Genomic DNA, 24,860 nt, shown 5'->3' with positions numbered 1-24,860 from the left:
GAATTTGCTGAATTAATAAATAAACAAAAATTGGCAGCATAGCTTAACTCAATGTCCACTTTTTTGTTGCAAGTTCAGTTTACCGATCATTGACCGCTCATCACCGTTCGCTGATCGCTTTTTTCCGTCATCGCGAACAAGGTGAAGCGATCTGCTCTTGGAAGGTTGGAAGGTTGGAATATTGGAAGATTAGAAGGTCGGAATATTGGAAGGTTTGAAGATTAGAAGGTCAGAAGATTAGAATGTTGGAATGGATAGGGGGTTCCATTTTCACTTAATTACCTAACCACTTTCTTCTTGCGTTTTAAACCTTTCAGGTCTTGGAGACGCAGAAAGGATTGCGGCAGACAGTTTACCGATCATTGACCGCTCATCACCGTTCACTGATCGCTTTTTCCTCGTCATCGCGAACAAGGTGAAGCGATCTGGTATTGGAATGTTAGAAGGTCGGAAGATTAGAAGGTTGGAATGGTAATTGGCTAAAGCCGAATGATAAGGTGCTGCCGTTGCAATCGACGGTTAATCAGTCGCTCTTTTTTCTTATTCTTACAGGAGAGGTCGTGGACTACAGAACAAACCCCGACTAAAAGGGCCGGGGCTGATTGTGTTGTCAGGATCTTACCAGAATACCTAGCTTCTCAAGGTATTGACCTTCGTCGTCTTCAAAGACCAGCAGACCTAATTCCTTAATTTGTTCGGAAACTTCATCCAGTTCATCCAGTTTGGCGTTTCGGGATTTGGTGGCGTATTGCGAATCACCTTCCTCCTTCTCCCGATTTTCTTTCAGGGTATCCAGTTCGTTTATTTTTTGTTCCAAGCCTGTAACAGCCTCTTGCGTATAGCCAAAAGGAGTGAGTAGGGCCAGGGTATCTGCATCGGCCAATAGCGTGCTGTAAAAATGTTTTGCTGTAAACACAAAATCACTGATTTTCGTGATATTGTTGTTGTAGAGTTGCAAAGCCTGGGCTTTCGGATCGTCCGGCTGTAACCAATAGGCTAGCTTTTTCCGGATACTTTTGAAATCGCTTCGTGCTTTTTCCAGAGCTTGCCGGTAAGCGGTACAAGCGCTAGCCCATTCGGCTGATTCCTTTTTTTGGTTTTGAACAAATTGAAGTGTTTCCTGGTACAAGGCCTGGTTGGCCAGGTGTTTGGCTTCGTCGAATCCAAAAGGCGCCAGGCGGGCATTGATGATGGGGTCGCTGTAGGCATTAAAAATGCGAATCCGACAGCGGTCCATGAAATCATTAATGGTTAAATTTTTCATTTTTAGATTTATTTAAAATTAGTTCCATTAAAATAACTAAAAATGAGGGGTATCGCAATAGTTTACAGGTGTTAGTAAACATAGAATACCGCCAGGTAAATTTTATGTATTGGGGTAATTGTCAGTTTATCCATTACTTAAACACGGCGATGGGCTGGTAATGTCAGCAGGTATTAGTCGTAATGTTTTTGTAGTGATGTGACGGGCTAATACGAGGATTTCATGTGCTATTTTTGGGGTTCGCTTCCCCATGGATCGTATATCATTCAGCAAGCTGTGACTCCCAAACGATGCTGGCACGCCTAATCCAGTCGTTCTACCCTATTTGGGCAGTAAACAACCCCTTCGTGTTTTGAAAGTACCCTTTTCTGAGAGCAAAGTACCTCTTTCCAGGGCCAAAGTACCCTTTTCTGTTGGAAATGGACCTGTTTTTAAGATCAAAGTACCTCTTTCTGTTGCTGATGGACCTCTTTTTGTGACAAAACAACCTGTTTGTTTTTAAAATGGACCTATTTTTGATTGCAGTGGAGGTTTTATTTTGACAAAATGCTACTTTTTAGGGTTGGTGGAAGTCGGCCTTGATTGATTGATTGATTGATTGATTGATTGATTGATTGATTGGGGCTAAAGCCGAACGATTAGGAATGTTATGGGTGGCGCGGTTTTCGAACTGCAGTTCGGTTGTTGTTTCCTCGGACGCTGTATGATCTGTCGACGCTGACAGGTCGGAGGATTTAAACGGTGTATAACCTGGCAGCCGTTGTTTTTGAGGGGTAATGAGAAACAGAAGAGTGGATTATATTTGTTTGGTAATTAGTAGCCAAGCAAAACGTACTAAATGAATCTGTCGTTTTATACGGGAAGGCTGTTTGATCAGGCGGTAGGCCCATTCCAGGTTGTTTTTTACCCACCAGGCAGGAGCACGTTCAACGTTTCCGACATACACATCAAAACTTCCTCCCAAACCCTGGTATATGGCTGGGTGTAATTGTTGCATTTCCTGCATTAATAATTCCTGTTTAGGTGAGCCCATGGCAACAAAGATAATATCGGGTTTTAACGACGCGATTGTCTGAATCAGTTCAGCCTGTTCGTTTTCCGTTTTGATGTATCCGTTGCGGTAACCCAAAATGTTAATTCCAGCATATGTTTTATGAAGCTTCTCGATGGTAGCGGTGATCACTTCTTCTTTTGCCCCAACTAAGTAAAATGTTTTTGACTGGTAAAACTCTTTTATAATATCCAACCACAATTCACATCCCGGAATTTTAATGGTTTGCTTAAATCCTCTTTTCTTTAAAGCCCAAACCGCACCAACTCCATCAGCATAACCTATATTCAGATTGATTAATGAGCGGGTTTGCTCATTGGCGTGCAATATTTTTTCTGCATTAATGGCAATCAAGCTTTTCTTTTCTTTTGAAACGTATTTAATTAATTCCTTACGGGATGAAAACGCATAAACGTTAAGCTTGTTGATGTTGGTGCTATTCATTCAGTGTTGTATTTAATAAATAGTATGACATGGCATAGAACATAAAGGCATTGCTCCAGCGCATGTATATTTTTGTACATTTTTTAGATAATATTCAAAATGCCTTTAAATATTGTATAATTGCGGTTAGAATATAAAAAATAATGGTATTCAACATGCAACTTGAGAGTCAAGACCTTTTTTTTATAAACTTAGCTGGTACACCTCCATATATCGAATAGGGGTCTGTTGATTTGGTGAGTACACTACCTGCCCCAATAATACTTCCCTTTGATAGTTTTAGACCAGGCATTATTATTGCGTTTGTACCTATCCACACATCATCTTCTATAATAGTTGGTTTTATTACTGACTCTCCTTGAAGTACCATTGGAATTTCTCGACTAGAGTATTTATGCATTTTTCCAAGTATCGTAGTTCCTGCTGCAATCATTACATAGCTTCCGATAATAACATTATCAAGTTTAGAGTTTTCATTAATCTGGCAATAATTTCCAATGCTTACATTGCTACCCTTACCTATATATACCTTTGATTGGATTTTACATTCTTTACCAATTGTAATTATCCTTCTTAGTGTTTTAATCCTTATTTTGTTGAACAATGAGCCCAAAGGGAAGAAGCTGTTGGGGAGGTTGTAAGCAAAGAAATAATAAAAGGATAAGTACACAAATTTCATATTTATTTCAAGTTTATAAGAAAATTAGATAATTTATTATGAACAGTTTGGTTGCCATACTTTTTTGATAATTCTATGGCATTTGAACTCAATTGATCTTTTTCTGTATTATTGAGCCCATTGAAATACAATAGTTTTTCTGCTAACATATTGTAATCTTTTGGATTAAATAGATATCCGTTATAGCCATCTTTTATATAGTTTTTAATCTCTCCTATGCTACTGCCGATGACAGGTGTACCGCAGGCCATTGATTCAAGGCCAACTAATCCTAAACTCTCGTTTAATCTTTCAGAAGGAAAAACAAAAATATCAAAGTTATTATAAAACCTTCGAAGGTCTCTTTGTGGTTTTGCCCCATGAAAACGAATTTTAGTCTTAATTTCATCATTTAGCTCTTTTTTTAATCTATCTTCAAGTGCTCCAGATCCAACAATATCGACTCTAAAGTCTATGTTCTTGCTTTCTATTAGCTCAGTTGCTTTTAATAGTGTTTCTATTCCTTTTCCTTTATCTATTCTACCAATATATCCTATTATAAATTGATTCTTGGTAATATTATGTTTGTCCTTGAAGAAAAGTTTCTCATCGATTCCGCCAGAAGGAGATATAAAGAGTTTAGAATTAAATTGTGGAAAATTTGTTCTGAAAATTTCAGCGAAGTAATTTGATGGCACAACTATAGCATCGCAAGAATTTAGTACTCTTTGCTTAAATGCATTTATTTTAATACTACTACTATCATTATCTAATATATCACTACCGTGAACATTGTAAACAAGTTTTACCTTTGGTTTTATCAATTTTATAAAAAAAGTAGAAAAGGTTGTATATTTTAGATAATGGACATAGATGATGTCATGGTTAAATAAAGCTCCCTTAAGTATAATTTTTACAGATAAATATGAATAAGCTATTAGTTTTTTTAAGCTATTACTTTTTTTCCCTTTTATGAGCGCAGTGTTCTTTACTCTCAACAGTTTCTCTGATCTAAAACCGTCAATAAAGTTTTTAACAAAAATTCCATAAAAAGGATGTTTCCTTGAAGGAAACATATTCGAAACAACAAATATGCTTTTCATTTTGGCAATATTGTTTTAGATATTTTTTTTAAAAGTAGTTAGGACTGTTTCTAATTCAAAACAGTTGATAATATATTCCCCGGCAAGAATTTATTATTTAAGCCAGAAAAACATATAACTGACATCTCCTTTTTCGGGTTTGATATAAGAGATGTATATATTAACAAGAATAAGCATTATGAACAAAAAAATCACAAAAATAAATGCGAATAAATTTACGTAGCTCTTTTTGCGGTTATCATAGAGGTATTTGAGTAAATAGGCAGATGCAATAAATCCAAAGGTGTGAAAATAAATGAATGGTCTGCGTATTAAATAGGATTGTTTAGTTGCTATGTACATTATTTCGGAAAAGAAATAAAAATCGTAGTACATATTTAATTGTCTGGAATTAAAATTATTTTTCAACTTTTTACTATATAAAATAGTAATTAGGAGAATCAAAACTGGTATAATACTTCTAATTCCCCATTTAGCATCTGCGTAAAATTCGCTAATTTGAGTTAGCGTAAATTCATTAAATCGATGGCTATAGTTTATTAATTCAAAGAATCTGGTGAAGGCCAAAACATAATCTGCGAATACATTAAGCCGGGAGATATATATACTAATAACAAGTATAACTAGCTGTAGCCATATTTTGTTAAAGTATTGTTGCCGGATGTTATAAATAAAATAGATAGGAATAAAAATTATGGCGCTTTGGTGAAACAAGGATGCGCATAAAACACATATAGTGAATTTTATAAGCTTCTTTTCATGTATGTAATAGGTTGAGAAAACTATTATACAAGCCGCTATAGCTTGTCGTATCCCGTTGGTCCAGGACAAAAACTCCATACTACCTATTAACGTTAAAGCAATGTAAGGCAATACTTCAAGCTGTTTCGTCTTTACTATGGTTAAGTAAATGAAAAATATTTGAATAAAGGAACATAGAAAAAAGAAGAAGAAAAAGTGAAACCCAAATTCTGACATTGTTTTTGCGATGAATCGGAATCCTCGTTCCATATCTTCTCTAACATATAGGTAATCTTTACTTATGTTTTGATAATACTCGAGGTACGATAAGTAGTCAATTCCAACATCGTATCGCTGGCCCATAATAAAGGCAAAAAAAGTAATGGGAATAAAGTTTCGCCAGTTAAAAATAATTGATGCAGAATAATTTAAGTTGCGATATCGGGCAGCACTCTCTTTGCCAGTTAAATAAAGCACAAGAATTATGGATGAGTATATTATTAAACTAAGAACCATTCTATATCTTCCGGATAAGTTTTAATAGTTGTTTAAATTTGTAAGCCACTACTGATGATTTTGGAAAAATGGTAAAAAGCCGATACAGAATAAGCTCCTTTTTCTCGAAAATTCCGAGATTTTCTAATTTATTTAATCTGACTTTTAACGGTTTACTAATTCTTTTTGTAGTTATATTTTTTGAGTAGTTTTTACATATAACTAATATGTAACTGTTTATTAGAAGTTTTGCAATAAAGCGTGATTCAGAGATAGAAAGCTCATTAATGTTTTTACTTTTATAACTAATAAACTCGTCCAATACTTTTAAATCATCAAAGAAATATTCAAAGGCTCGTTTCTTCACTGTAGCAGAACTGTCGTTTAGCCGATATATATACAGTGATGTACTGGTTTGCTTGATACAGTCAATACCTAAAGCCATTTTGATAATGAATTCCCTATCTTCGGAAAATTTAATGGTAGGGTTGAATCGTAGTTTTAGTGAATTGATTTTTTGACGTCTATAAAAATAGCAAACAGAGTAGGAGCAAAAATGTTCTTTTTCGAAAAAGTCTGATCGTGAAATTTTCTGATTCTTGCGACTGCGAATTATGATACTATTGTCCGAAATATTTAAAACCTTAACTCCTAGTTGAATAAGGTTGTAATCTGAACAATCCTTGTCGTTTAAAACATCAAAATAACCTGGCTCAATCCAATCGTCAGAATCAATAAAACAAATCCATTCGCCCTGGGCCTTGTTTATTCCGAGGTTTCTTGCAGAGCTAACACCGCCGTTAGTTTTGTGAAATACGCTAATACGCTTGTCTTTTTTTGCAAGGGTATCGCATATTAAGCCGGAATTATCACTCGAACCGTCGTTAATTAGAAGTATCTCAAAATTAACGAAAGACTGTTGTAATATACTGTCAATACATTTGGGCAAATACTTCTCGGCATTGTATATTGGTACGATTACACTTAATTGGATCATTTGTTGAGATTTGATAGTAAAAATTGTATGGACTTATTTTGCCACTGAGTTTTTAGTGTATTTACTTTGGTGTAATCAATTTTTTGGAAGTGCTTATCTGATAACTGTTCTTCAGTAGATATTAATCGATACTCTAAATCAAATATTTTTAACAACGATGTAAAACGAGTTATTCCTCTTTTTTTATTGCCAATTGAAATAAAAGGTTTATTAAAAATAATAGCAAATACGGTTCCATGAAAAGAATCGGTTACCACGAAATTGGCATCTCTAAAACCAGCCAACCACTTCGATACTGATGGGAAAATACAATTGCTAATATTTTGTTCCTTTTTGCCATTAAACGTTTCAATTGGCATGTTATTGACAGAAGTAAGAGCTAACTTGTTACTTATTTCTTCAATAATTACTTGTTTTTCATTTGTCTTGTCGAGTATGTAACATAACAGTGTATTATCGTTTCTTTCCGGCTCTTCTTTGATAATTTCAAGGTACTCTTTCTTCTCTAAAAGCAGCGTTGGATCGAGCACTTGTTCTGCATTAATACAAAACTGGTCTTTACAGATTTTAAGAGCTGAGTCTTCTCTAACAGAAATTCGATCGAATAGTTGTGCTAATTTTGCACACTTACGTTTATCGTTCTTACTATATTCTGCAAGGTTATCAGTTCCAAAAGAAGCAGCATAAGCAATTTTTAGCGAATTGGTATTTTTATTAAGAAAACCCAGAAAATAGTTGTGCAGATTGGAATAGCGTTTCCGCCATACCTGATCGCTTCCCACAATAAAAACGTCGTATTTATTTATTTCGGTTTTAGTTGGCTGGTTTTTCCCACTAAAAAAATCTGTTGTATTAATGTTGTTTTTTATAAAATGATCCGTGTTTTGTGCTATATACTTGTATTTTGATTTAGTTAGAAAATTTGGAATAATAGGTAAATAATGTTTATTTCTAAATATTCCCCCTCTGAGAGTCCGATATATTATGTATACAATTTTAAAAGATAATCTTCTTTCTTTAAATGGAGAATTGTTTGTGACAACATCATATCCCAGCTCCTTTATTTTTTTTTGTAATGCAAAAGCCTGAAGAAGTCCGCCATAGTTTGTCCTAAGAGGCTGCGTTAGAATCAATATCCTCATTTTTTTTTCATTTCGTGTTTGATCGGAAGTGTAATTGCTTTTCTATAATGGTATAATCTGGTTGCTAATCGAAGTATTTTTAGTACTCTAATTATTTTCTTGTCAAAGTCTTTTGCGTTCGGGAATGATTTCCAAATTTCCAAGCTTTGATGTCTTGTTTTTCGCCTTAATAACTGCACTAATTTGAAATCAAATGTAATCTGATTGGAATCAAAATGTTTTGGGGGGATTGGTGTTTTTTGTCTGTTGATTCTATATCCAAGGCCGAGATGCCGGTGGTTATAACTGCCTTGTTGAGATTTTAGGGCTAATTGAAGGGGGAGGCTTTCCACACTTAATTCAGCTTTTTCTTTACCATTTCTAATAAGTTGTTCTGCCAATTTGGAACGTGTTATGATAATATTTGTTCCCAATCCATCTTGATCATAAGGTCTTAACCATGCATCGCCCAGGGAGATATCAGCAAGTTCCGTGGTTACATCATCACAAAAATCACAGGCATTAGCTTTAAACATGCCTGTTCCCCACATATCGCCAACAGTGCGCATTTTAATGGTGTGCTCTTTGCTATCTTTTTTGTTTATACAGCCGAATGAATAATCGCCAGCAGTACTTTTAAAATCTTTAATTCTAAATTGTGGTTTATCGATGTTTTCGGTTAGAACGCCTGTTTTACTGGCAAGATACTCCGTGAAAAAACGGCTTTTTACGCCACCACAAATAATTCCAACTAAGAACGGTATTTTTTCTTTTAGTTGTGGTTCCTTGTGTTGGGCTAAGCGTATTGCTTTAATGAAACAGGCCACGCCCACAATAGCCACTTTCCCATTCAATTCATTAATTTTTGGCATTACGTTACCCAGTGTTACCGGGAAGTATTTCGTTTTTGAAGCATGCAATAATTCTTCTTTACTACTACTTATGGAATATTCGTAATGTACGCCTGATTGGTTTGATTCTTTTACGGAGAAGATATAATCTACAATGCCTTTATTCAATAACTCGGTGAATACATAAGTGGCTATTCCTCCGGATGAAGAGGTTAAACGATATTGTTTTGAATAGCCTGCATAAATTCCATGGTATTTCCCAATTTTAGGATGATAGCTTGGGGAGGCCTTTAAGAATATTTCTGCTATTTCGATTTCTGTTTTAACTTCATCATCGGGGCAGGGATTAAACGGGCATACAGAAACACAATTTCCGGTTGTATCGCAATTCCCGGATAGTGTCGGAGTTAGAAAACCATATTCGTTCCATTTCATTTCCAACGCCTTATTTGGGCATTTGTAAACACAAAGGCCACAACCAATGCAAAGGTCGTTGCTAACTACTGTTTTTATAACTTTGGGTATGTTCATTATGCTTTAAGTTTTGCAAGAACTTGTTTTAACTTATTGGTTAGAAAGTTTTGTTCGTTTTTTTCTAAACCAACAAAATATATTGTTATTCCAACAACTATTAAAGAGGAAAATGTGATAATTAGCAATCTTGCAAAACCTTCATGTAAAAAGGATTTAATTAAAATTGGGATTATCATTGAAATTAAGATTACCGGTGAAATTTTAGATACAACTTCTTTTAAATAACCGAGAATATCTAATTTGACCAATGGGCTGATAATTTTCAATCGGGCTAGAAGAGCAATTATTGAAATTCCAATACTTATATATAGTGTTATTTCCGGAGCGTAGCCTAGCTTTAAAAATATGTACGAAACAGGTAAATTGAGAATTAGCAAGCCACCAACAACTCCCTGATAGAGTTTAATTTTACCTGAAGCTTGAGCAGCTGTCATTAAAGGCCCGGAAATACAATCTACCAAAACATTGATTAATACAAGTCTTGTAAATATAACAGTGTAATCCGGTACTGTTTTTAACCAGAGTTTCAAAATTATTTCGGTTTCGAGCATTATGGGCAATGACAAGGCAAACAGGAGGAAAAAAGAATATTTGGCACCTTGAAAGATTAATTGGTGCATGTACTTTAAATCGCCAGCTGCATAAGATTTAATAATTTGAGGATTCATTGCCATTTGAAAATTCTGTACAAATTGATTCACTGCGCTTCTAACTTGGTAAGCAATTCCCCGGGCAGCATTTACCACCGGACCAAAGAAAATGTTGAGCAGAATATTCACTCCCTGTCCCATAATAACTCCGGCTGCATTTCCCCATAAATTCCAACCAGCATAACTAATTAATGTCTTAAATAAAGGCTTGTCCCAATAAAAACGAAACTTACTTTCCTTGAATTTTTTCCCACAATACAAACCATAAATAAGTCTTATTAGTAACGCTACACCAAACATTAAAACGGCATAAAACTTTAGTTTGTCGAAGCCAAACCATTGTAGCATAAATACTATCAAGAGCTTTAAACCTACTTCAGCAATACTTACCCAGGCAAATACATTCATACGTTCGTGGGCAATTATTATGGCGTTGTAAGGAACGCTTATCATGTTTACCATTAGTGCCAGAATGGAAAACTGATAAACCCAACGGGCTGCGATCATACGTTCGGGAGGAATAGTGAGTTGTGTGTTTACAAAATACAAACCTATGGTTTCGGCTAAAATAAGAATGAGAAAGGCAATGAGAAAATGGATATTTACACTCATGCTAAACACATTGCGGAGTTGAATTTTATCTCCTTTCCCGATTTCGAAAGCCAAAAATCGTTGGGTAGCCGAGGCCATGGCGCTGTTCAGAAATCCGAACATGGTTACAAAGCCACCAACCACGTTGTAAATACCAAAATCTTCAACGCCCAGTGTGTTCAGCACAATACGTGAGGTGTATAGGGAAACTGCCATTGTTAGCAGCATCCTGAAATACAACATGGCGGTGTTTTTAGCTATTCGCTTATTATTTTCGGAAGATGACATTGTTAAGGCAAAAGTTAAAAGAATACATCTGCAATCGTTATTTCCCCTCGCTGGCGCCGATTTGCAATCGGTGTCATTGCCTGTAAGGCAATAAATTATTTGATAATACTAACATCTAATAATCCTTTGTTGCGCGGATTTGTAATCCGTGCTTTGTCTTACAAAAACAAAAATTTCATGGATTTTTTAAGTTCGTTTAAATTTAGCCCAGCAGGCTGAGGCACACATTGCAAATGTGCGCCAGCGGTGGAATTAGTTTTTCAACGTTTCTATAATCCGGCTACACGCCATCCCATCTCCATAAGGATTATTCGCTTTTGACATGGCTTCGTAGGCCTTTGTTTTATTGATTAAGTCAGAAACTTCACGAATGATGGTTGCTTTTTCTGTTCCTACCAGTTTTACGGTACCAGCTTGAACGGCTTCGGGACGTTCGGTGGTGTCGCGCATCACCAGTACGGGCTTCCCTAAGCCTGGAGCTTCTTCCTGGATGCCGCCTGAGTCGGTGAGTACCAGGTAGGCTTTGGACATCAGGTGAACAAAGGGAAGGTAGTCGAGGGGCTCGATGAAGTAGGTGTTGCTGACAGATTGCTTCGCTTCGCTCGCAATGACGTGGTCTCCGAAGACCTGAGTGATGGCATTGCGGACATTGGGGTTGAGGTGCATGGGGTACACAAAGTCGACATCAGGATGTTGCTCGGCCAGTTCTTTGATGGCTTCGCACATGTTGATAAATCCTTGGCCGAAGTTTTCACGGCGGTGCCCGGTGATGAGGACGAGTTTTCGGTGATCGGTGGTCGGTGATGGGGTTTCACTGTTCACTGACTGCTGTTCACTGTTCACTCGTTTTAAATTAGTCCAAGCTTGGAGCTTTTCAGAGGGTAAGCCAAAGTTTACTAACTTTTCAGTAATGGCTTTTTCCAGGGTTTCATCTTTTTTCATCTTATCGATCACCCAAAAAAGGGCATCAATCACGGTGTTTCCTGTTATATGGATGTTTTCTTCCTTTACGCCTTCATTCAACAGGTTTTGTTTGCTGAGTGGTGTGGGGGAGAAGTGATAGCTCGCCAAACGACCGGTGAGTTGTCGGTTCATCTCCTCTGGCCAAGGGCTGTAAATGTTATGCGTCCGTAAGCCAGCCTCGATATGGCCTACCGGTATTTGCTGGTAGAAGGCAGCCAATGCCGCTGTGGTAGAAGTGGCTGTATCGCCATGAACCAGGACCAAGTCTGGCTGGGCTTCTTTTAAAACGTCACGCATACCTAGTAATACCCGGGAGGTTACATCATAGAGATCCTGACCGGCTTTCATAATGTTCAAGTCGTATTGTGGTTTGATCTCGAATAACTGCAACACTTGGTCAAGCATTTCGCGGTGCTGCCCGGTAACACATACCAAGGTTTCAAACTGCTCAGAATGCTTTTCAAATTCTTTGACTAATGGCGCCATTTTAATGGCTTCGGGGCGCGTTCCGAAGACCAAGAGGACGCGTCTTTTGGTTGTTGTATTTTGTGTCATGTTGTTTTTTTTAATGGTGGTCAGTGGTCAGTGGTCAGTCAACTCATCACCCATCACCGGTCACTGTTTCGTGTTTATAATCTCTTTTTTAGTGATTTGATTAGACCATAGAGTAGTTTTCTAACGGTCTCGATAAGCGAATTGATTTCAGTAATTTTTGATAGATAGCCTACCCTAAGGGCAATTTCCATTTGAGTGTCTAGCTCTCCTAACGATCCCAGAGAAACATGTAAGAACTGAATGAACTCTTTGGTATTTTTTCGCATAAATCCTTCAGCAATATTAGACGGAATTGATACAACTGCACGTCTAATCTGGGACGTCAAACCATAGGATTCATTACTCGGAAAATGATTCACTTCCTTATAGACAAGTTCGACCAAGTTCATAGACTCTTGCCAAACTTGAAGTTCTTTATAGGAGGCTATTTTTACCATAAACTGTTTTTTTTATGGTGGTCGGTGGACGGTGTCCTGTGGTCAGTTAACTCATCACCCATCACTGATCACAGACCACCCATCACTCACCACTGTTCGCTATTTTCGAAATATTCCGGCAAAGTCTAGAATCACTTTATCGGCGCTGTATTCCAGGGTTTTGAATTCGTCGTGGGCGACGAGGAAAGCAATGATGTCTGCTTTTTCGTAGGCTTCCTGATAGTTGGTCAATTTAAAGACACTGTGTTCGTTGATATTGGGTTCAACCACCAGAAAGTTGTTTTGCTCACTTTGCATGACCTTCTGGGCAATGTACTTGGCGGGGCTTTCACGCAAATCGTCGATATTAGGTTTGAAAGCCAGCCCCATAATGGCTGTAGTGGCTTTCCGCCCGTTCTTTAACTCAAACTCCAGCATGGCATTGCGGATTTTCTCGGCACACCAAAACGATTTGTAATTGTTGATTTCTCGGGCTTTACCGATGATTTGTGATTCCATTGGATAATCGGAAACAATGAAGTAGGGGTCAACAGCAATGCAATGACCACCAACACCTGCCCCGGGCTGAAGAATATTGACCCTAGGGTGTTTATTGGCTAACTCTACCAATTCCCAGACATTGATGCCTGCTTTATCACAAATTAAAGACAACTCATTGGCGAAGGCAATTTGTACGTCGCGCGATGAGTTTTCAGTCAATTTACACATTTCAGCAGTGCGCGCATTGGTTTGGTGCAACTCTCCCTGAACAAAGGTTTGATAGAAATTGCAGGCCTGTTGTGTTGATTCCGGATTGACTCCTCCGATCACGCGATCGTTGTGGATCAATTCGTGTAGCACATTACCGGGTAACACACGCTCCGGACAATAGGCAATCGCTAATTGACCTTGCAGTTCAGGACGTTCATCAAAAATAAGCTTGGCCATTTTTTCGGTGGTGCCAACGGGCGAAGTGGATTCAATGATAAACGTATCTCCGGCTTTAAGGTGTGGCAATACGGCTTTGGTAGCACTCTCCACAAAGGAAATGTCCGGTTCGTGGTTCCCTTTAAAGGGAGTTGGAACAACGATCAAGTGAATGTCTGCTTCTTGCGGTGTTGTAGAGGCTTTAAAACAACCTTTTTCAACGCCTTCTTTGACCACTTGTTCCAGACCCGGCTCTACGATATGAATTTTACCTTGATTAATGGTTTCTACTACTTTGGGGTTAACATCAACCCCGTGAACGTTGATTCCTTTTTGTGCAACAACGGCAGCTGTTGGCAGTCCGATATAGCCTAATCCTATAAATTGTACTTTCATGTTAACTATTTTCGTTGTCTGGTTTATGTTCAGATTTCTCTTATCTATAATTTATACACCTTCTTATCACCCTCTTCGATCATATTTCGGAGGTCGACGATGAGGCGTGCGTGTTGTTTGATAAAATTGGCGTCAAAGGTCGCGTGATTGGTGGTTAAAACCACACAGTCGGCCTGTGCCAGTGCTTCGGCGGTCAGCGGGATTGAATCCAGAGCCGTACCATGGTGCGGCTGTACCGTGGGAATATGCGGATCGTGGTAGCTGACCGCTCCACCTTTGTGCGCTACAGTTTGCATGATCTCCAGGGCCGGTGATTCGCGCGCGTCATCGATATTGGGTTTGTAAGCCACGCCCAGGAAGAGGATCTTACTTCCGTTGACGGCTTTCTGGTGCCGGTTGAGCGCTGTGGCGATTTTGATATACATGTAATGCGGCATGCGCATGTTGATGTGTCCTGCCGCATGAATCATGCTCAGGTCAAAGTTGTATTGTTTGGCAATGTGCTCGAGGTAAAACGGATCGAGGGGAATGCAATGCCCACCAATGCCCGGTCCGGGATAAAAGGCCTGGAAGCCGAAGGGCTTGGTTTTGGCCGCTTCAATCACTTCCCAGATGTTGATATCCATTTTACCGGCCAGCAAAGCCAGTTCGTTGATCAGGCTGATGTTCACCAGGCGATAGGTGTTTTCCAGAATCTTCACCATTTCGGCCACACGTGGTGAGCTGACAGGGTGGATCTGGTCAATGGCTTTTTTATAAATGGCCTGCCCAATTTTCAGGCCCTCAGTGGTCATGGCGCCCAATACTTTGGGCGTATTCCGGGTATGAAAATTCTTATTGCCCGGGTCAACCCGCTCGGGAGAGTAGGCCAGCCAAAAGTCGGTGCCATGCTTGAAGCCACTTTCCTGTTCGATAATCGGTAGCATCAAATCCTCCGTGGTGGTGGGGTAGGTGGTGCTTTCCAAACTGATAAACGTCCTCGGTTTCATGTGTTTCCCAATTTCAACACAGGCATCCTCAATGTAGCTCATGTCGGGCTTTTTGAACCGATCCAATGGGGTTGGCACACAAATGAGCAGCGCATCACATGCTTTGATCCGACTAAAATCGGTGGTGGCACTGAGGGTGATGTTATCAACCACTTCGCGCAACACGGCATCGCGAATGTCACGAATATAGTTGTCTCCACGGTTGATCTGAGCGACTTTATCCGCATTTTTGTCGAAGCCAATGACTTTCACTCCGGCCTCCGCAAAATTAACGGCTAAGGGAAGACCAACATAGCCTAAGCCGATCACACCGACGACTTCGGTGTTCGCTGCGATCTTTTCAAGTAGTTGCTGTGTGTTGTTCATTTTTTGTATCAGTTATCAGTTATCGGTTATCGGTTATCGGTTGTCAGTTGTTGATGGCAAAGAGCGAAGGGCATGGAGCAAAGAGAATGGGGCCTAATCCTGTGCCTGTAAGAATTGTCATTGATTGTCATTCGTGCGTTCATGAGTTCATGCCTTCGTATCCTCGTGTCTTCTGCCTTCGTCCCTTCTCCGGTTTCCTTTCTCCTTGGAACCTTAACCTTTCTCCTTGGAACTTTAACCTTGGATCTTTCTTTCCTCACCCTTTCCCGATGCTTTTTAGTTCAAAGCCGATGGTTGTCAATACTTTTCGGTCGAGGATGTTTCGTCCGTCGAAAACGAATGCCGGTTTGAGCATGCTGTCGTAAACTTTTTGCCAGTCATAGGTTTTAAACTCATCCCACTCGGTGAGTACGGCGGTAGCATGTGCTTTGGCCATAGCCTCATAAGGATCAGCATGAACCTGTACCAGTTGCTGGAGTTCCTCTGTAGCAATGGCTTTTTCCGGGTGTTGCTGGTATAAGTATTCCAGGTCGCGGAAAATCTGCGCTTTAGAAACCTTAGGGTCGTACACATGAATCTCGGCCCGGTCTTGTAACAGTTCGTCGGCTACATAAATGGCAGCGCTTTCGCGGGTATCGTTGGTGTCTTTTTTGAAGGCCCAGCCCAGGAAGGCAATCTTTTTCCCCGACACGGTATTGAATAAGCTGGAAATGATTTGTGTGGCAAACCGACGTTTTTGGTAGTCGTTGAGTTTCACCACCTGTGCCCAGTAGTCAGCTACCTCGGGCAGGTTGAAGTGCTGGCAGAGATACACCAGGTTCAAAATGTCTTTTTGGAAGCAGGAGCCACCAAAACCCACCGATGATTTCAGAAACTTCGGGCCAATGCGGCTGTCCATCCCAATGGCATGAGCCACTTCATCCACATCTGCTCCTGTCCGTTCGCACAAGGCCGAAATGGAGTTGATGCTGGAGATGCGTTGCGCCAAAAAGGCGTTGGCTGTTAATTTGGATAATTCGGAAGACCAGATGCGGGTGGTGACGATTTGGTCGCGCGGAATCCAGTTGGCGTAAATGTTCGCCAAGGCTTGTTCGGCTTGCTGACCGGCCTCATTGTCCTCGCTGCCAATTAGGACGCGGTCGGCATGCAACAGGTCCTGAATGGCTGTTCCTTCAGCCAGAAATTCGGGGTTGGACAGCACGGCAAATTGAGGGGCTGTAGGGTTAGTGGACTGGTTGGAAGAGTCCAGAATGGTCCGGATGGCCTGGGCGGTACGTACCGGCAGGGTAGACTTTTCAACCACAATTTTGTTAGTGGTGGAGACTTCCGCAATTTGACGGGCACACAGTTCGACATATTTCAAGTCGGCAGCCATGCCTTTCCCAACACCGTAAGTTTTAGTCGGGGTGTTTACGGAGATAAAAATCATTTCTGCCTCGCGAATGGCACCTTCCACATCCGTTGAGAAGAAGAGGTTACGCCCGCGCGCTTCAGCCACCACTTCGGGTAGGCCCGGTTCGTATACCGGAAGTTTGGAGAGATCCTTGTTATTCCAATCCGCAATGCGCTGGTCGTTGATGTCAACCACGGTGACCTGGATATGGGGACATTGTTGTGCAATGACGGCCATAGTTGGCCCGCCAACGTACCCTGCACCAATGCAGGCAATTTTCTTGATTTCAGTTGGAAACATATCTATGAAAGGTTTAAAAATTTCAAGTTGATAAAGTTAAAATTGTCAGTTGAGAGTTAACGGTTGTCGGTTATCAGTTGTCAGTTTGCCTATGCTTATGTCTTTAATGCTTGCCTGGCTCCTTTTTCCTTTTTCCGTTCTCCGTTCTCCGTTTTCCGGTTGTTTTTTTCCGGTCTGCCGTTAATTTGGAAATTGGATTCTGAGATTTAACTCTCGACTCCCGACTGCTATCTTACTCTTCTTCCCAGCGTTCGCGGATGCTGGCCAGGAACTGCCTTCCAAACACGATGCCTACTCCCAGGATTCCTCCCAGGAAGGTCCAAATGATCAGGATCATCGGGCGATTGGGTTTGGATTTTTGCAGCGGAATACGAACCGGCTCCACAATGGTGAGCACCGGCGCATCTTCCTTTACCTTAATTTGTGCCTGTTCCAGTTGTTTGGCCAGCTCGGAATACACCGAGAAGGCGATGTCGTACTCACTTTGCAGGCGTTCGATTTCGGTTTGAGCCATGGCCGAAGACACGTTTTTGTTTTGATCGCGAAAACGGGCCAACTTTTCCTGGGCGTTCTGAAACTCCTGCTTTTTCTCCTGATAGCGCTCCCGGATAAAGTTCAACTGCTCCTGCGCTTTTTGAATGCGATAGGTGGTGATGTATTCCTGCAGCAGCTGTTGCGCCTTTTGGGCGACCTGTGCCGCTAAGGCCGGATCGTGAAAACGGGCCGCCAAGGTCAGTACCCCTTCTTTGTCATTGATGTCCAGCGACAGGTTCTCGTTCATGGTTTTTAATACTTTTTCCTGATCCTCATTCAGGGCGAGCAAATCACTTTTTCCGCTTGGGGTAGACGCTGTTTGTTCCCCTCTTAAGGCTTTCAGAATCACCCCCGGCAAGCCCAAAGTGTATTTTTTGATGTTCCCCAGGATCCCCGGTTTTTTGTATTCGGTGTAGTACTCAAACAAGCTGACCGGCTGATTCACCTCTTTGATTTGAAAGGGCGTATTCATGAGCTCCATCTGAAAAGAAACGGATTGCAGAATCTTGGGATAAACCATGGGTGACAGGACTTCTGCTCCGCTACTCATGTCGAGGTTGAAGCCGGCCATAGCGGCCAGAGAGGACAGTCCACCGAGCTTGGAGCCTCCGGATTGGCCGGTTTGTGGCACCATGGTGGTTTGTACCGTATATTCCTTGGGGCTGAGCAGGGCAAACACCAAGCCCAATGCGATCCCGATAAGGGTATACTTGATGATGGTGCGCCGCCCGTCCCACAGGTCTTTGGCTAAGGCGATCAAGTCAATTTCGTCATCTTCAGCGGCTGTCTTAGCCGGGATGGGTGTATTTTCTTTTGTTGTCATGTGTGTGTGCTGTTGATAGTTAACAGTTGTTGGTTATCGGTCCTATGAAATATTCACGATGTGAATTTCACAGGATAAATTATCGGTTGACCAGGATTTTTCAACATAGGCGATGTTTACGAACGTACGAAGACACGAAGGTCCGAAGTCAGGAACGCACGATGGTACGATGGTTATTGTTGCTTGGGTGTCCATTTCTCAGAATTCTGGCTCATCTTGATTAGCATGGCGATGATGTGTTCAAACTGGTCGTATAGCTCATCATGGATCGCTTCGTTGATGTATTTAAATGAGTAAGAAAAATCCAGCCAAACCTGAGTTTCGGCAGCCTCCGCTTCGGAGTCCGATAATTTAGAAATGAAGTTCTTTGGGTATCGTCTTTTTCTCCATGCTTCAGCAAGGTTTGCACAAACCGACCTGGAACTTCTTCTGATTTGATTGGTCAACGCATGCTTCTCTTCAGTAGGAAAAGATTGGGTTAAATGATGAATCCTTAAGGCAGCCTGGTAAGCCTCCTGATAGACTTTCAATTCTTTATGTGACCTTATCTTTTCCATTCGTATGCTTCGTTGTTCGTTATTACGTGCCTTCGTACGTTCGTACGTTCGTGCCTTCGTGACTTCATGCCTTCGTTTTCCTATCTTAACACCGCGGCAATGGCGATGGCAATGGAGGAGAAGGCACTGGCAACGGATAACCATCGCGAGGTTTGATCTCCGGCAGGGCGTTCCGGTTTTTGTGGAACAACAATCTGACAGCCGGGCTCGGGGCTCGGATAGTGTCTTCCGATGAATCCCTTGGTTACCTTGGTGGTTCCATCGCTGTAAATGATGAAGACTTTCCCTTTCTTGGCTTTCGGACTAAATCCTCCTGAGCGGTTGATGTAGTATTTCAGCGAGCGGTTTTCCTGGTAAGCCAGGCCTACAGGGTTCAATACTTCTCCGGAAACTTTAATCTCCTGGGTCACCTCGGGAACCAGCAGCTCGTCGCCTTCACGCAAGACATAGTCGTAGATCGACCCCGGATTCTCGAGGATGTCATCCAGGCGTAGTTCCAGTTTATAATGGTCATCCATCTGTGCTTCGGCCGACTGGAGCAGGCTGTCGGGCATGGCCGTCAGCAGCGACTCTTTGATGGCCTCATCATCGGTTCGCAGGCGTCTCAGGGTGGCTCCTTTGCTAAAGGCATGTGGCGTTAAGCCTCCGCAACGCTTGATCAGGTCTGAAACCCGTTCGTTTTTATTGCTGATGCTGTATGGGCCGGGATAAACCACTTCACCCTCGATGGTAACTGTCCGTTGGGTGTTGTAAGATGGTGCTTTTCGCACGTAAATGTAATCGAAAGGCTGAATTTTGAATTCGGCATCCTCGGAGTTGATGTTCAGGTCGCGACTGATGTTGAACTGATATAAGTCGGCAAGTTCGTTGGAAACCTGGGCGGCTGATTCATAATCGTGGCGACGGGCCAGTTCGATGAACGATTCACTGGCCGCTTCGGTAAAACCACCAGCCAAAAATACCAGGTCTTTTAAGCTCATATTTTCACGGTATGGATACTCTCCGGGGTATTGCACCTGCCCGTAAATCTTGATAAAACGAGCTTCGCGCATGCTGAATACGTCCTGGATAATGACATGGTCTTCCCGTTTCAGATCGAGATCATTCTTTCCTCCCAGTATTTCAGATACTTCGAAGGCAATGGTTTGCGGACTCAGGTCTTTCCCCAGGCGGATAATAACGCCACGGTTGCTGAATACACTTTCTTTAACGCCATCGGCTTTGGCAATCAGCTCCGAAAGTTTCATCCCTTCGGTGAGTGCAAACGTTCCGGGGCGGAAGACGGCCCCTTCGATACTGACACGGTTTTCGTAGCGGTCAATGATTTCACCGGCTTCAATGAAGTCTCCGTTTTGTAAGGTAAACGAATCAAATTCATTTTGTGTGATGTCCAGTACCTGAAATTGTTTGCCGGTTGTGCGGGTAATAGAGAGGCGTTCGCGGTATGCCTGGTTTGAAAAGCCACCGGTATATCGGAGCAGGTCGTTTAGCTTTTCGCCTTCCTGCAGCTCGAAATAGCCTTCGCGCTTGAAGGAGCCGGAAGCTTCGACCCGAATGTCATAGGTTGGAATGAACAGGATGTCCTGGTCGCGCAGCACAATGTTGTTGGAGGCATTGGCATGAATCAGAAAGTCGTACACATCAATCTCAGCGATTACTTTATTTTGCCGAATAACCTGAATGTTACGGAAGGAGCCATTTTCGTTGGGGCCACCCGAGAGGTAAAGGGCATTAAAGGCAGAAGCTGTTGCCGGCAGGGTGTAGGTGCCCGGTGTATAAACTTCCCCAATGACATTGACCTTGATGGAACGAAGGTTGCTCAATCCGATTTCGGCAAAGGTGTTGGGCTTGTCGCCTCCCATGCCACTGTAAATGGCTACCAGGCGCTGGCGAATGCGTTTCTCGGCCTCACGAAAATCAATACCGGCTACCTGCACAGGACCCAGGTCCGGAATCTGGACATTGCCGTTGGCATCAACCTGAAGCTGGTAGCTTTGCTGGCTGGCTCCCCAAATGTTGATCATGAGCTGGTCGTTGATTCCCAGTACATAACTATCCGGAACCGGAATATTAACCGAGGGCTCAAAGCTTAAGTTTTGGGTGTTGAAGAAATGGAACCCAAAAATTTTGGATGCCTTGGCAGTCGTGTCCACAGGCATCTTTTGTGACAGAGAATCTTGCGGCTTGGTAATCTCCTCCGATGAATCCGGTTGAAGACCATTTTGCTTGCCACTGAGTTGCAGCTTTCTGATCCGGTTTTTCAGTTGGCTGATTTGAGCAGGGCTCGCTCCACGAAGCCGGGCCATTTCAATGGCCTGATCCATGGTGAGACCTCTGTTTTCAATTTCCTGCACAATCTGCTGTACTTGCTGATCGCTGAGTTTGTTTACATCCACCTGGCTCGGCACTTGTGCCGAAGGAGTCAGGTAACAAGCCAGCAGGCCAATGATCCAGATAAATTTTAGTGCTTTACGTAATAGCATGTTCTAATCGTTTGTTTTAACTGTATGATTTCTTTGTTTATTTTTCGTTGGTCCAAATGAGCAGGCTGGGCTTATGTTGTAAATACCTTTTCTGTTCATTTTTCAGGATATGCGTATATTGAATTTTTCGGTTGATTATTCGTTCCGCTTTACGAATATAGCCATTGATCAGCTTAATATCTAACTGGCTGCCAATGAAAATCAGCTCAATGGTTTGCGAGTCGATCCCTTGCGCAAAATCACCGGTCAGGTAGGCTGCATCAATGTCTTGCAATTTCTGCGCAATGTTCTCAATAATGGTGTCAATGCCCACCATTTTCAGCAAGATGCTATGAATGTCTTTAAACAGAGGGTGTGACGTGTTTGCCTGAAAAAATTTCTTGTTACCATCAAAGTGGCTTCGCAGTAAACCTGCTTCTTCGAACCGGTTCAGCTCAATCCGGATGGCATTGGAGGACTCGCCAAACTCCTGTTCAAGGCTCCGTAAATAGCTTTTGTTGTTCTTGTTCAGAAAGAACTTAAGCAGAATTTTTATTCGTGTTTTTGAAGTGATTAATGCGTCAAGCATAAGTTTTCAAGTCGAAAAGTTTAGGTTGAGATTGCTTGTAAACGAGTTTGGTACACATCATTCCTGGTGCCGGTTTAAGCAGTTGTTTCGTTTAAAAGATGCGATTCGTATTGTGGAAACGCTTGGTTTTGTGTTTGCTTGGTTAATGAGCACACTTTCAGTGTTTTGAATTGTTTTTTTGATGAAGTGAAAGTGCTTATTTATTGACGGCTTCTCACAGCTCCGCCTCCTCAGTCCCATTCTGCCGAGTGTTGAATCGCTTTGTAAAAGAAATGCTGCTACTAGACTGTAACAGCAAATCGAGTAGCAAAACTACTCAATTTTTTCAGAAATGGTTTATTCTTTTCCAGAATTTCATGAATGAACCATTTTTGATAGAGAATGGGCCTTTCCGACTCATGAACGATACTTTTGAGCTTTTATTTTGTTGGTCAAATAAGAACTGAATCCTGTGGCGAAAGTATGGAAAAAGGTCCATTGATCGGCAGAACCCATCGCAAGGAAATCACTAGTAATTGGGATTGCCGCAAAGGCCGATCTCCGGTAGTTTTGTTGAACGATGAAGCGTTGAGGGGAATGACGGCCCTTTAAGGTGGCGAAGTGTAAAGTCTTACTAGTTCAAGGACTTCGGTTACTATTGAACATACTCAAGTCCACGTTTGTTTCTTTTTACCATTCATCCTGATTTGTGAATTTCTCAATTTGAATTAGGGACAGTCCAATGTTTTATTTCGCGATGTAACGATGTTTATAACAGCAATAAAAAAAATATGGGGTGGAAAGCCGCTTGATCCGCCCGGCATAATGACTATTCTTTACGGCGGGCATTCGGGCAATTCAAGTCTCATTGCCAGGGAAACCCAGAAGTTTTTTCGAAAGAAAAAGTGGGAACAGCGGGTGGTCAGTATGGCAAAGTATGATTTTACCCAGCTAGCTGATGAACAACACCTGGTGATTATTGTAAGTACGCATGGAGAGGGAGAGCCGCCGGAAGAGGCCAGGCGCTTTTACCAGTATTTGCATTCCGGGGAAGCTCCTCGCCTGGAGGGAGTCAACTTTACAGTTTGCGCCTTGGGCGATAGTCGTTATGCTTATTTTTGCCAAGCGGGTAAAGACATCGATTCGCGTCTGGAAAGTCTGGGAGCAGAGCGGTTTTACAAGCGCGTGGATTGTGATGTTGCTTACCACCGACCTGTTTCGAAATGGGTTTCCGGTGTAGCTAATGCCTTTCAGCCCAGCGTAGAAAGGCAGCCAATGGCCGGCTTACCGGAGGATAGCCATTATGCCAGCAGTCCGGCACTACTGCATCGGGTTTATCAGCTGAACCCAGAGTCGGATTCGGCAATTTATCATGTTGAACTGGAGTTGGGTGATCCGGACTTTAGCTACCTTCCGGGAGATTCAGTTCGCATGATTCCGGAGAATCCGGGGGCCTTGGTTGGGCGTGTGTTGGATTTGCTTCCTGCCTCGGCTGATACTCAGGTGTTGTTTGAGGAGCAAGTTCAGCTGTTGTCAGAGGTATTGCTTAAGCGGGTTGAACTAACCAGTTTGAGTCGAGGTGTTTTAAGGCGCTACTGGGAGCTTGGCAAGCATGCGGGATTGGAAGCCCTGCTTGAAGATGCGGATCAGCTAAAGAGTTATCTGGAAGGCAGGGATGTTGGCGATTTGCTGGCTGATTTCCCATTTCAAGGCGAACCGGAACAACTACTTCCTGTATTAAGGAAAATCCAGCCCCGGCTCTATTCTGTTGCAGGAAGCCGGGCAGCCGATCCGGGAAAGTTGCATTTGACGGTGAAACAGGTGGTGTTTGATTTCCAGGAACGCAAGCGACTGGGAGCATGTTCCAACTTTTTAACTCAGCAGTTAAAGCCAGGAGCAAATATTTCGGTTGAGCTTGTGCCTAATGAAAATTTCAGGTTGCCGGAACAAGCCGATGTACCGGTGATCATGATTGCAGCAGGAACGGGGATAGCTCCCTTTCGGGCATTTATGGAAGAGCGTGCCTGGCAACATCCTCAGTCCCGAAACTGGTTGTTTTTTGGGGAGAAAAATAGTGATCGTGATTTCTTATACCGGGAGGACTGGGAGCGCTGGAAGGCTAATGGTGTGCTGAGCCGGATAACGCTGGCTTTTTCGCGCGATCAGGAGAAAAAAGTGTATGTCCAGCATCGTTTGCGTGAGCAGGCTAAAGAGGTAGGGCAATGGCTGAAGGATGGAGCTCATGTGTATGTTTGTGGATCTGTTGCGATGGGGCAGGAGGTGACGGAAGTTATTGAAGAGGTGTTGGAGTTGGTAAATGCGCAGAGCCCTAAGGAGAATCGCCTTTCGCTGGACTTGCTGCGTGAGGCGGGGCGCTGGCATGTGGATGTGTATTAGGGAGTAGGGAGCATCCAAAGAATGACAATTTTTCAAAGGCACAGGATCAGGCTAAGGAAGTCCCATGCTCTCTGCCAAATGACGAACGGACGAAGGCAAGAAGACACGAACGCACGAAAAGTTGAGCGTCGCGAGATTCGAGTCTCTCCGGAATGACTAGCATTGACTATTGAATGACTACCAATGACAAGCATTAAGCGCCAGGCAAAGGTGCAGATTACCCCCATGCTCTTTGCCCTCAGCTCTCTGCCAATAACGAACAGACGAACGCAAGAAGGCACGAACGCACGAAGTCAGAAAGAAGTTGAGAGTCATGAGTAGCGAGAATCCAAAGAATGACTATAATTGACAACCAATGACAAGTCAGTTTAACCACAGAGTAACGCGGAGCGAAAAACGAACTCATGAACCAATGAACTCATGCAC

General features: G+C 42.1%; 19 protein-coding genes. 1 reads left to right on the top strand and 18 read right to left on the bottom strand.

Going from position 1 to position 24,860, the window contains the following annotated elements:
* Positions 1–610 precede the first annotated feature (610 nt).
* The 18 genes from ACRD6K_RS19340 to ACRD6K_RS19255 all read right to left on the bottom strand — a co-directional run bounded on the left by ACRD6K_RS19340 (position 611) and on the right by ACRD6K_RS19255 (position 22,058).
* Positions 611–1,264: a PQLLE family protein gene (locus ACRD6K_RS19340; protein ID WP_430974588.1), complete on the bottom strand. Its 654-nt coding sequence runs from the start codon at positions 1,262–1,264 to the stop codon at positions 611–613.
* A gap of 796 nt (positions 1,265–2,060) precedes the next feature.
* Positions 2,061–2,759: a WecB/TagA/CpsF family glycosyltransferase gene (locus ACRD6K_RS19335; RefSeq protein WP_430974587.1), complete on the bottom strand. Its 699-nt coding sequence runs from the start codon at positions 2,757–2,759 to the stop codon at positions 2,061–2,063.
* Between the two features lie 169 nt (positions 2,760–2,928).
* Positions 2,929–3,438: an acyltransferase gene (locus tag ACRD6K_RS19330; RefSeq protein WP_430974586.1), complete on the bottom strand. Its 510-nt coding sequence runs from the start codon at positions 3,436–3,438 to the stop codon at positions 2,929–2,931.
* Positions 3,439–3,440: 2 nt separating this feature from the next.
* On the bottom strand, positions 3,441–4,520 hold the full coding sequence (locus ACRD6K_RS19325; protein WP_430974585.1) for a glycosyltransferase family 4 protein: 1,080 nt from the start codon (positions 4,518–4,520) through the stop codon (positions 3,441–3,443).
* 93 nt (positions 4,521–4,613) lie between these two features.
* Positions 4,614–5,777: an EpsG family protein gene (locus ACRD6K_RS19320; protein ID WP_430974584.1), complete on the bottom strand. Its 1,164-nt coding sequence runs from the start codon at positions 5,775–5,777 to the stop codon at positions 4,614–4,616.
* Between the two features lies 1 nt (position 5,778).
* Positions 5,779–6,753 carry a glycosyltransferase family 2 protein gene (locus ACRD6K_RS19315; protein WP_430974583.1) on the bottom strand — a complete coding sequence of 325 codons (975 nt, stop codon included), beginning with the start codon at positions 6,751–6,753 and terminating at the stop codon, positions 5,779–5,781.
* Positions 6,750–7,895, bottom strand: a complete 1,146-nt coding sequence (locus ACRD6K_RS19310; protein ID WP_430974582.1) for a polysaccharide pyruvyl transferase family protein — start codon at positions 7,893–7,895, stop codon at positions 6,750–6,752. Before ACRD6K_RS19310 ends, ACRD6K_RS19315 begins: the two co-directional genes overlap by 4 nt.
* Positions 7,892–9,256 (bottom strand): Coenzyme F420 hydrogenase/dehydrogenase, beta subunit C-terminal domain, encoded by a 1,365-nt coding sequence (locus ACRD6K_RS19305; protein ID WP_430974581.1) that lies wholly within the window; start codon positions 9,254–9,256, stop codon positions 7,892–7,894. Before ACRD6K_RS19305 ends, ACRD6K_RS19310 begins: the two co-directional genes overlap by 4 nt.
* A complete protein-coding gene (locus ACRD6K_RS19300) occupies positions 9,256–10,788 on the bottom strand; it encodes an MATE family efflux transporter (RefSeq protein ID WP_430974580.1) in 1,533 nt (510 codons plus the stop codon). The genes ACRD6K_RS19305 and ACRD6K_RS19300 overlap by 1 nt, the downstream gene beginning before the upstream one ends.
* A gap of 252 nt (positions 10,789–11,040) precedes the next feature.
* The gene (gene wecB, locus ACRD6K_RS19295; RefSeq protein ID WP_430974579.1) at positions 11,041–12,306 is read right to left on the bottom strand and encodes a non-hydrolyzing UDP-N-acetylglucosamine 2-epimerase; all 1,266 of its coding nucleotides are present in this window, start codon (positions 12,304–12,306) and stop codon (positions 11,041–11,043) included.
* Positions 12,307–12,380: 74 nt separating this feature from the next.
* Entirely contained in the window at positions 12,381–12,743 is a 363-nt protein-coding gene (locus ACRD6K_RS19290) for a four helix bundle protein (RefSeq protein WP_430974578.1), read from the bottom strand.
* Positions 12,744–12,842: 99 nt separating this feature from the next.
* Entirely contained in the window at positions 12,843–14,045 is a 1,203-nt protein-coding gene (gene wecC, locus ACRD6K_RS19285) for a UDP-N-acetyl-D-mannosamine dehydrogenase (RefSeq protein ID WP_430974577.1), read from the bottom strand.
* Positions 14,046–14,089: 44 nt separating this feature from the next.
* A complete protein-coding gene (locus tag ACRD6K_RS19280) occupies positions 14,090–15,400 on the bottom strand; it encodes a nucleotide sugar dehydrogenase (protein ID WP_430974576.1) in 1,311 nt (436 codons plus the stop codon).
* A 256-nt stretch (positions 15,401–15,656) separates the two neighbouring features.
* Complete coding sequence (locus ACRD6K_RS19275) at positions 15,657–17,093, bottom strand: UDP-glucose 6-dehydrogenase (protein WP_430974575.1); 1,437 nt, start codon at positions 17,091–17,093, stop codon at positions 15,657–15,659.
* A 232-nt stretch (positions 17,094–17,325) separates the two neighbouring features.
* Positions 17,326–18,450, bottom strand: a complete 1,125-nt coding sequence (locus tag ACRD6K_RS19270; protein ID WP_430974574.1) for a Wzz/FepE/Etk N-terminal domain-containing protein — start codon at positions 18,448–18,450, stop codon at positions 17,326–17,328.
* Positions 18,451–18,623: 173 nt separating this feature from the next.
* On the bottom strand, positions 18,624–19,007 hold the full coding sequence (locus ACRD6K_RS19265) for a four helix bundle protein (protein ID WP_430974573.1): 384 nt from the start codon (positions 19,005–19,007) through the stop codon (positions 18,624–18,626).
* An 80-nt stretch (positions 19,008–19,087) separates the two neighbouring features.
* The gene (locus tag ACRD6K_RS19260) at positions 19,088–21,490 is read right to left on the bottom strand and encodes an SLBB domain-containing protein (protein ID WP_430974572.1); all 2,403 of its coding nucleotides are present in this window, start codon (positions 21,488–21,490) and stop codon (positions 19,088–19,090) included.
* Between the two features lie 37 nt (positions 21,491–21,527).
* Positions 21,528–22,058, bottom strand: a complete 531-nt coding sequence (locus ACRD6K_RS19255; RefSeq protein WP_430974571.1) for a hypothetical protein — start codon at positions 22,056–22,058, stop codon at positions 21,528–21,530.
* An 804-nt stretch (positions 22,059–22,862) separates the two neighbouring features.
* Between ACRD6K_RS19255 and ACRD6K_RS19250 the strand changes: the two genes are divergently transcribed.
* Positions 22,863–24,434, top strand: coding sequence for a diflavin oxidoreductase (locus ACRD6K_RS19250; RefSeq protein ID WP_430974570.1), 1,572 nt, complete (start codon positions 22,863–22,865; stop codon positions 24,432–24,434).
* The last annotated feature ends 426 nt before the right edge of the window (positions 24,435–24,860 follow it).

This window comes from Sunxiuqinia rutila, from assembly GCF_050589705.1.
Lineage (GTDB): Bacteria > Bacteroidota > Bacteroidia > Bacteroidales > Prolixibacteraceae > Sunxiuqinia > Sunxiuqinia rutila.
Note: the sequence above shows the minus strand (reverse complement) of the source record. Positions and strands in the feature narration are given on the sequence as shown.

Excerpts from the sequence above, each read along its gene's own strand:
- ACRD6K_RS19340 (WP_430974588.1), bottom strand. The coding sequence starts at position 1,264 with ATGAAAAATTTAACCATTAATGATTTCATGGACCGCTGTCGGATTCGC.
- ACRD6K_RS19335 (WP_430974587.1), bottom strand. The coding sequence starts at position 2,759 with ATGAATAGCACCAACATCAACAAGCTTAACGTTTATGCGTTTTCATCC.
- ACRD6K_RS19330 (WP_430974586.1), bottom strand. The coding sequence starts at position 3,438 with ATGAAATTTGTGTACTTATCCTTTTATTATTTCTTTGCTTACAACCTC.
- ACRD6K_RS19325 (WP_430974585.1), bottom strand. The coding sequence starts at position 4,520 with ATGAAAAGCATATTTGTTGTTTCGAATATGTTTCCTTCAAGGAAACAT.
- ACRD6K_RS19320 (WP_430974584.1), bottom strand. The coding sequence starts at position 5,777 with ATGGTTCTTAGTTTAATAATATACTCATCCATAATTCTTGTGCTTTAT.
- ACRD6K_RS19315 (WP_430974583.1), bottom strand. The coding sequence starts at position 6,753 with ATGATCCAATTAAGTGTAATCGTACCAATATACAATGCCGAGAAGTAT.
- ACRD6K_RS19310 (WP_430974582.1), bottom strand. The coding sequence starts at position 7,895 with ATGAGGATATTGATTCTAACGCAGCCTCTTAGGACAAACTATGGCGGA.
- ACRD6K_RS19305 (WP_430974581.1), bottom strand. The coding sequence starts at position 9,256 with ATGAACATACCCAAAGTTATAAAAACAGTAGTTAGCAACGACCTTTGC.
- ACRD6K_RS19300 (WP_430974580.1), bottom strand. The coding sequence starts at position 10,788 with ATGTCATCTTCCGAAAATAATAAGCGAATAGCTAAAAACACCGCCATG.
- wecB (WP_430974579.1), bottom strand. The coding sequence starts at position 12,306 with ATGACACAAAATACAACAACCAAAAGACGCGTCCTCTTGGTCTTCGGA.
- ACRD6K_RS19290 (WP_430974578.1), bottom strand. The coding sequence starts at position 12,743 with ATGGTAAAAATAGCCTCCTATAAAGAACTTCAAGTTTGGCAAGAGTCT.
- wecC (WP_430974577.1), bottom strand. The coding sequence starts at position 14,045 with ATGAAAGTACAATTTATAGGATTAGGCTATATCGGACTGCCAACAGCT.
- ACRD6K_RS19280 (WP_430974576.1), bottom strand. The coding sequence starts at position 15,400 with ATGAACAACACACAGCAACTACTTGAAAAGATCGCAGCGAACACCGAA.
- ACRD6K_RS19275 (WP_430974575.1), bottom strand. The coding sequence starts at position 17,093 with ATGTTTCCAACTGAAATCAAGAAAATTGCCTGCATTGGTGCAGGGTAC.
- ACRD6K_RS19270 (WP_430974574.1), bottom strand. The coding sequence starts at position 18,450 with ATGACAACAAAAGAAAATACACCCATCCCGGCTAAGACAGCCGCTGAA.
- ACRD6K_RS19265 (WP_430974573.1), bottom strand. The coding sequence starts at position 19,007 with ATGGAAAAGATAAGGTCACATAAAGAATTGAAAGTCTATCAGGAGGCT.
- ACRD6K_RS19260 (WP_430974572.1), bottom strand. The coding sequence starts at position 21,490 with ATGCTATTACGTAAAGCACTAAAATTTATCTGGATCATTGGCCTGCTG.
- ACRD6K_RS19255 (WP_430974571.1), bottom strand. The coding sequence starts at position 22,058 with ATGCTTGACGCATTAATCACTTCAAAAACACGAATAAAAATTCTGCTT.
- ACRD6K_RS19250 (WP_430974570.1), top strand. The coding sequence starts at position 22,863 with ATGACTATTCTTTACGGCGGGCATTCGGGCAATTCAAGTCTCATTGCC.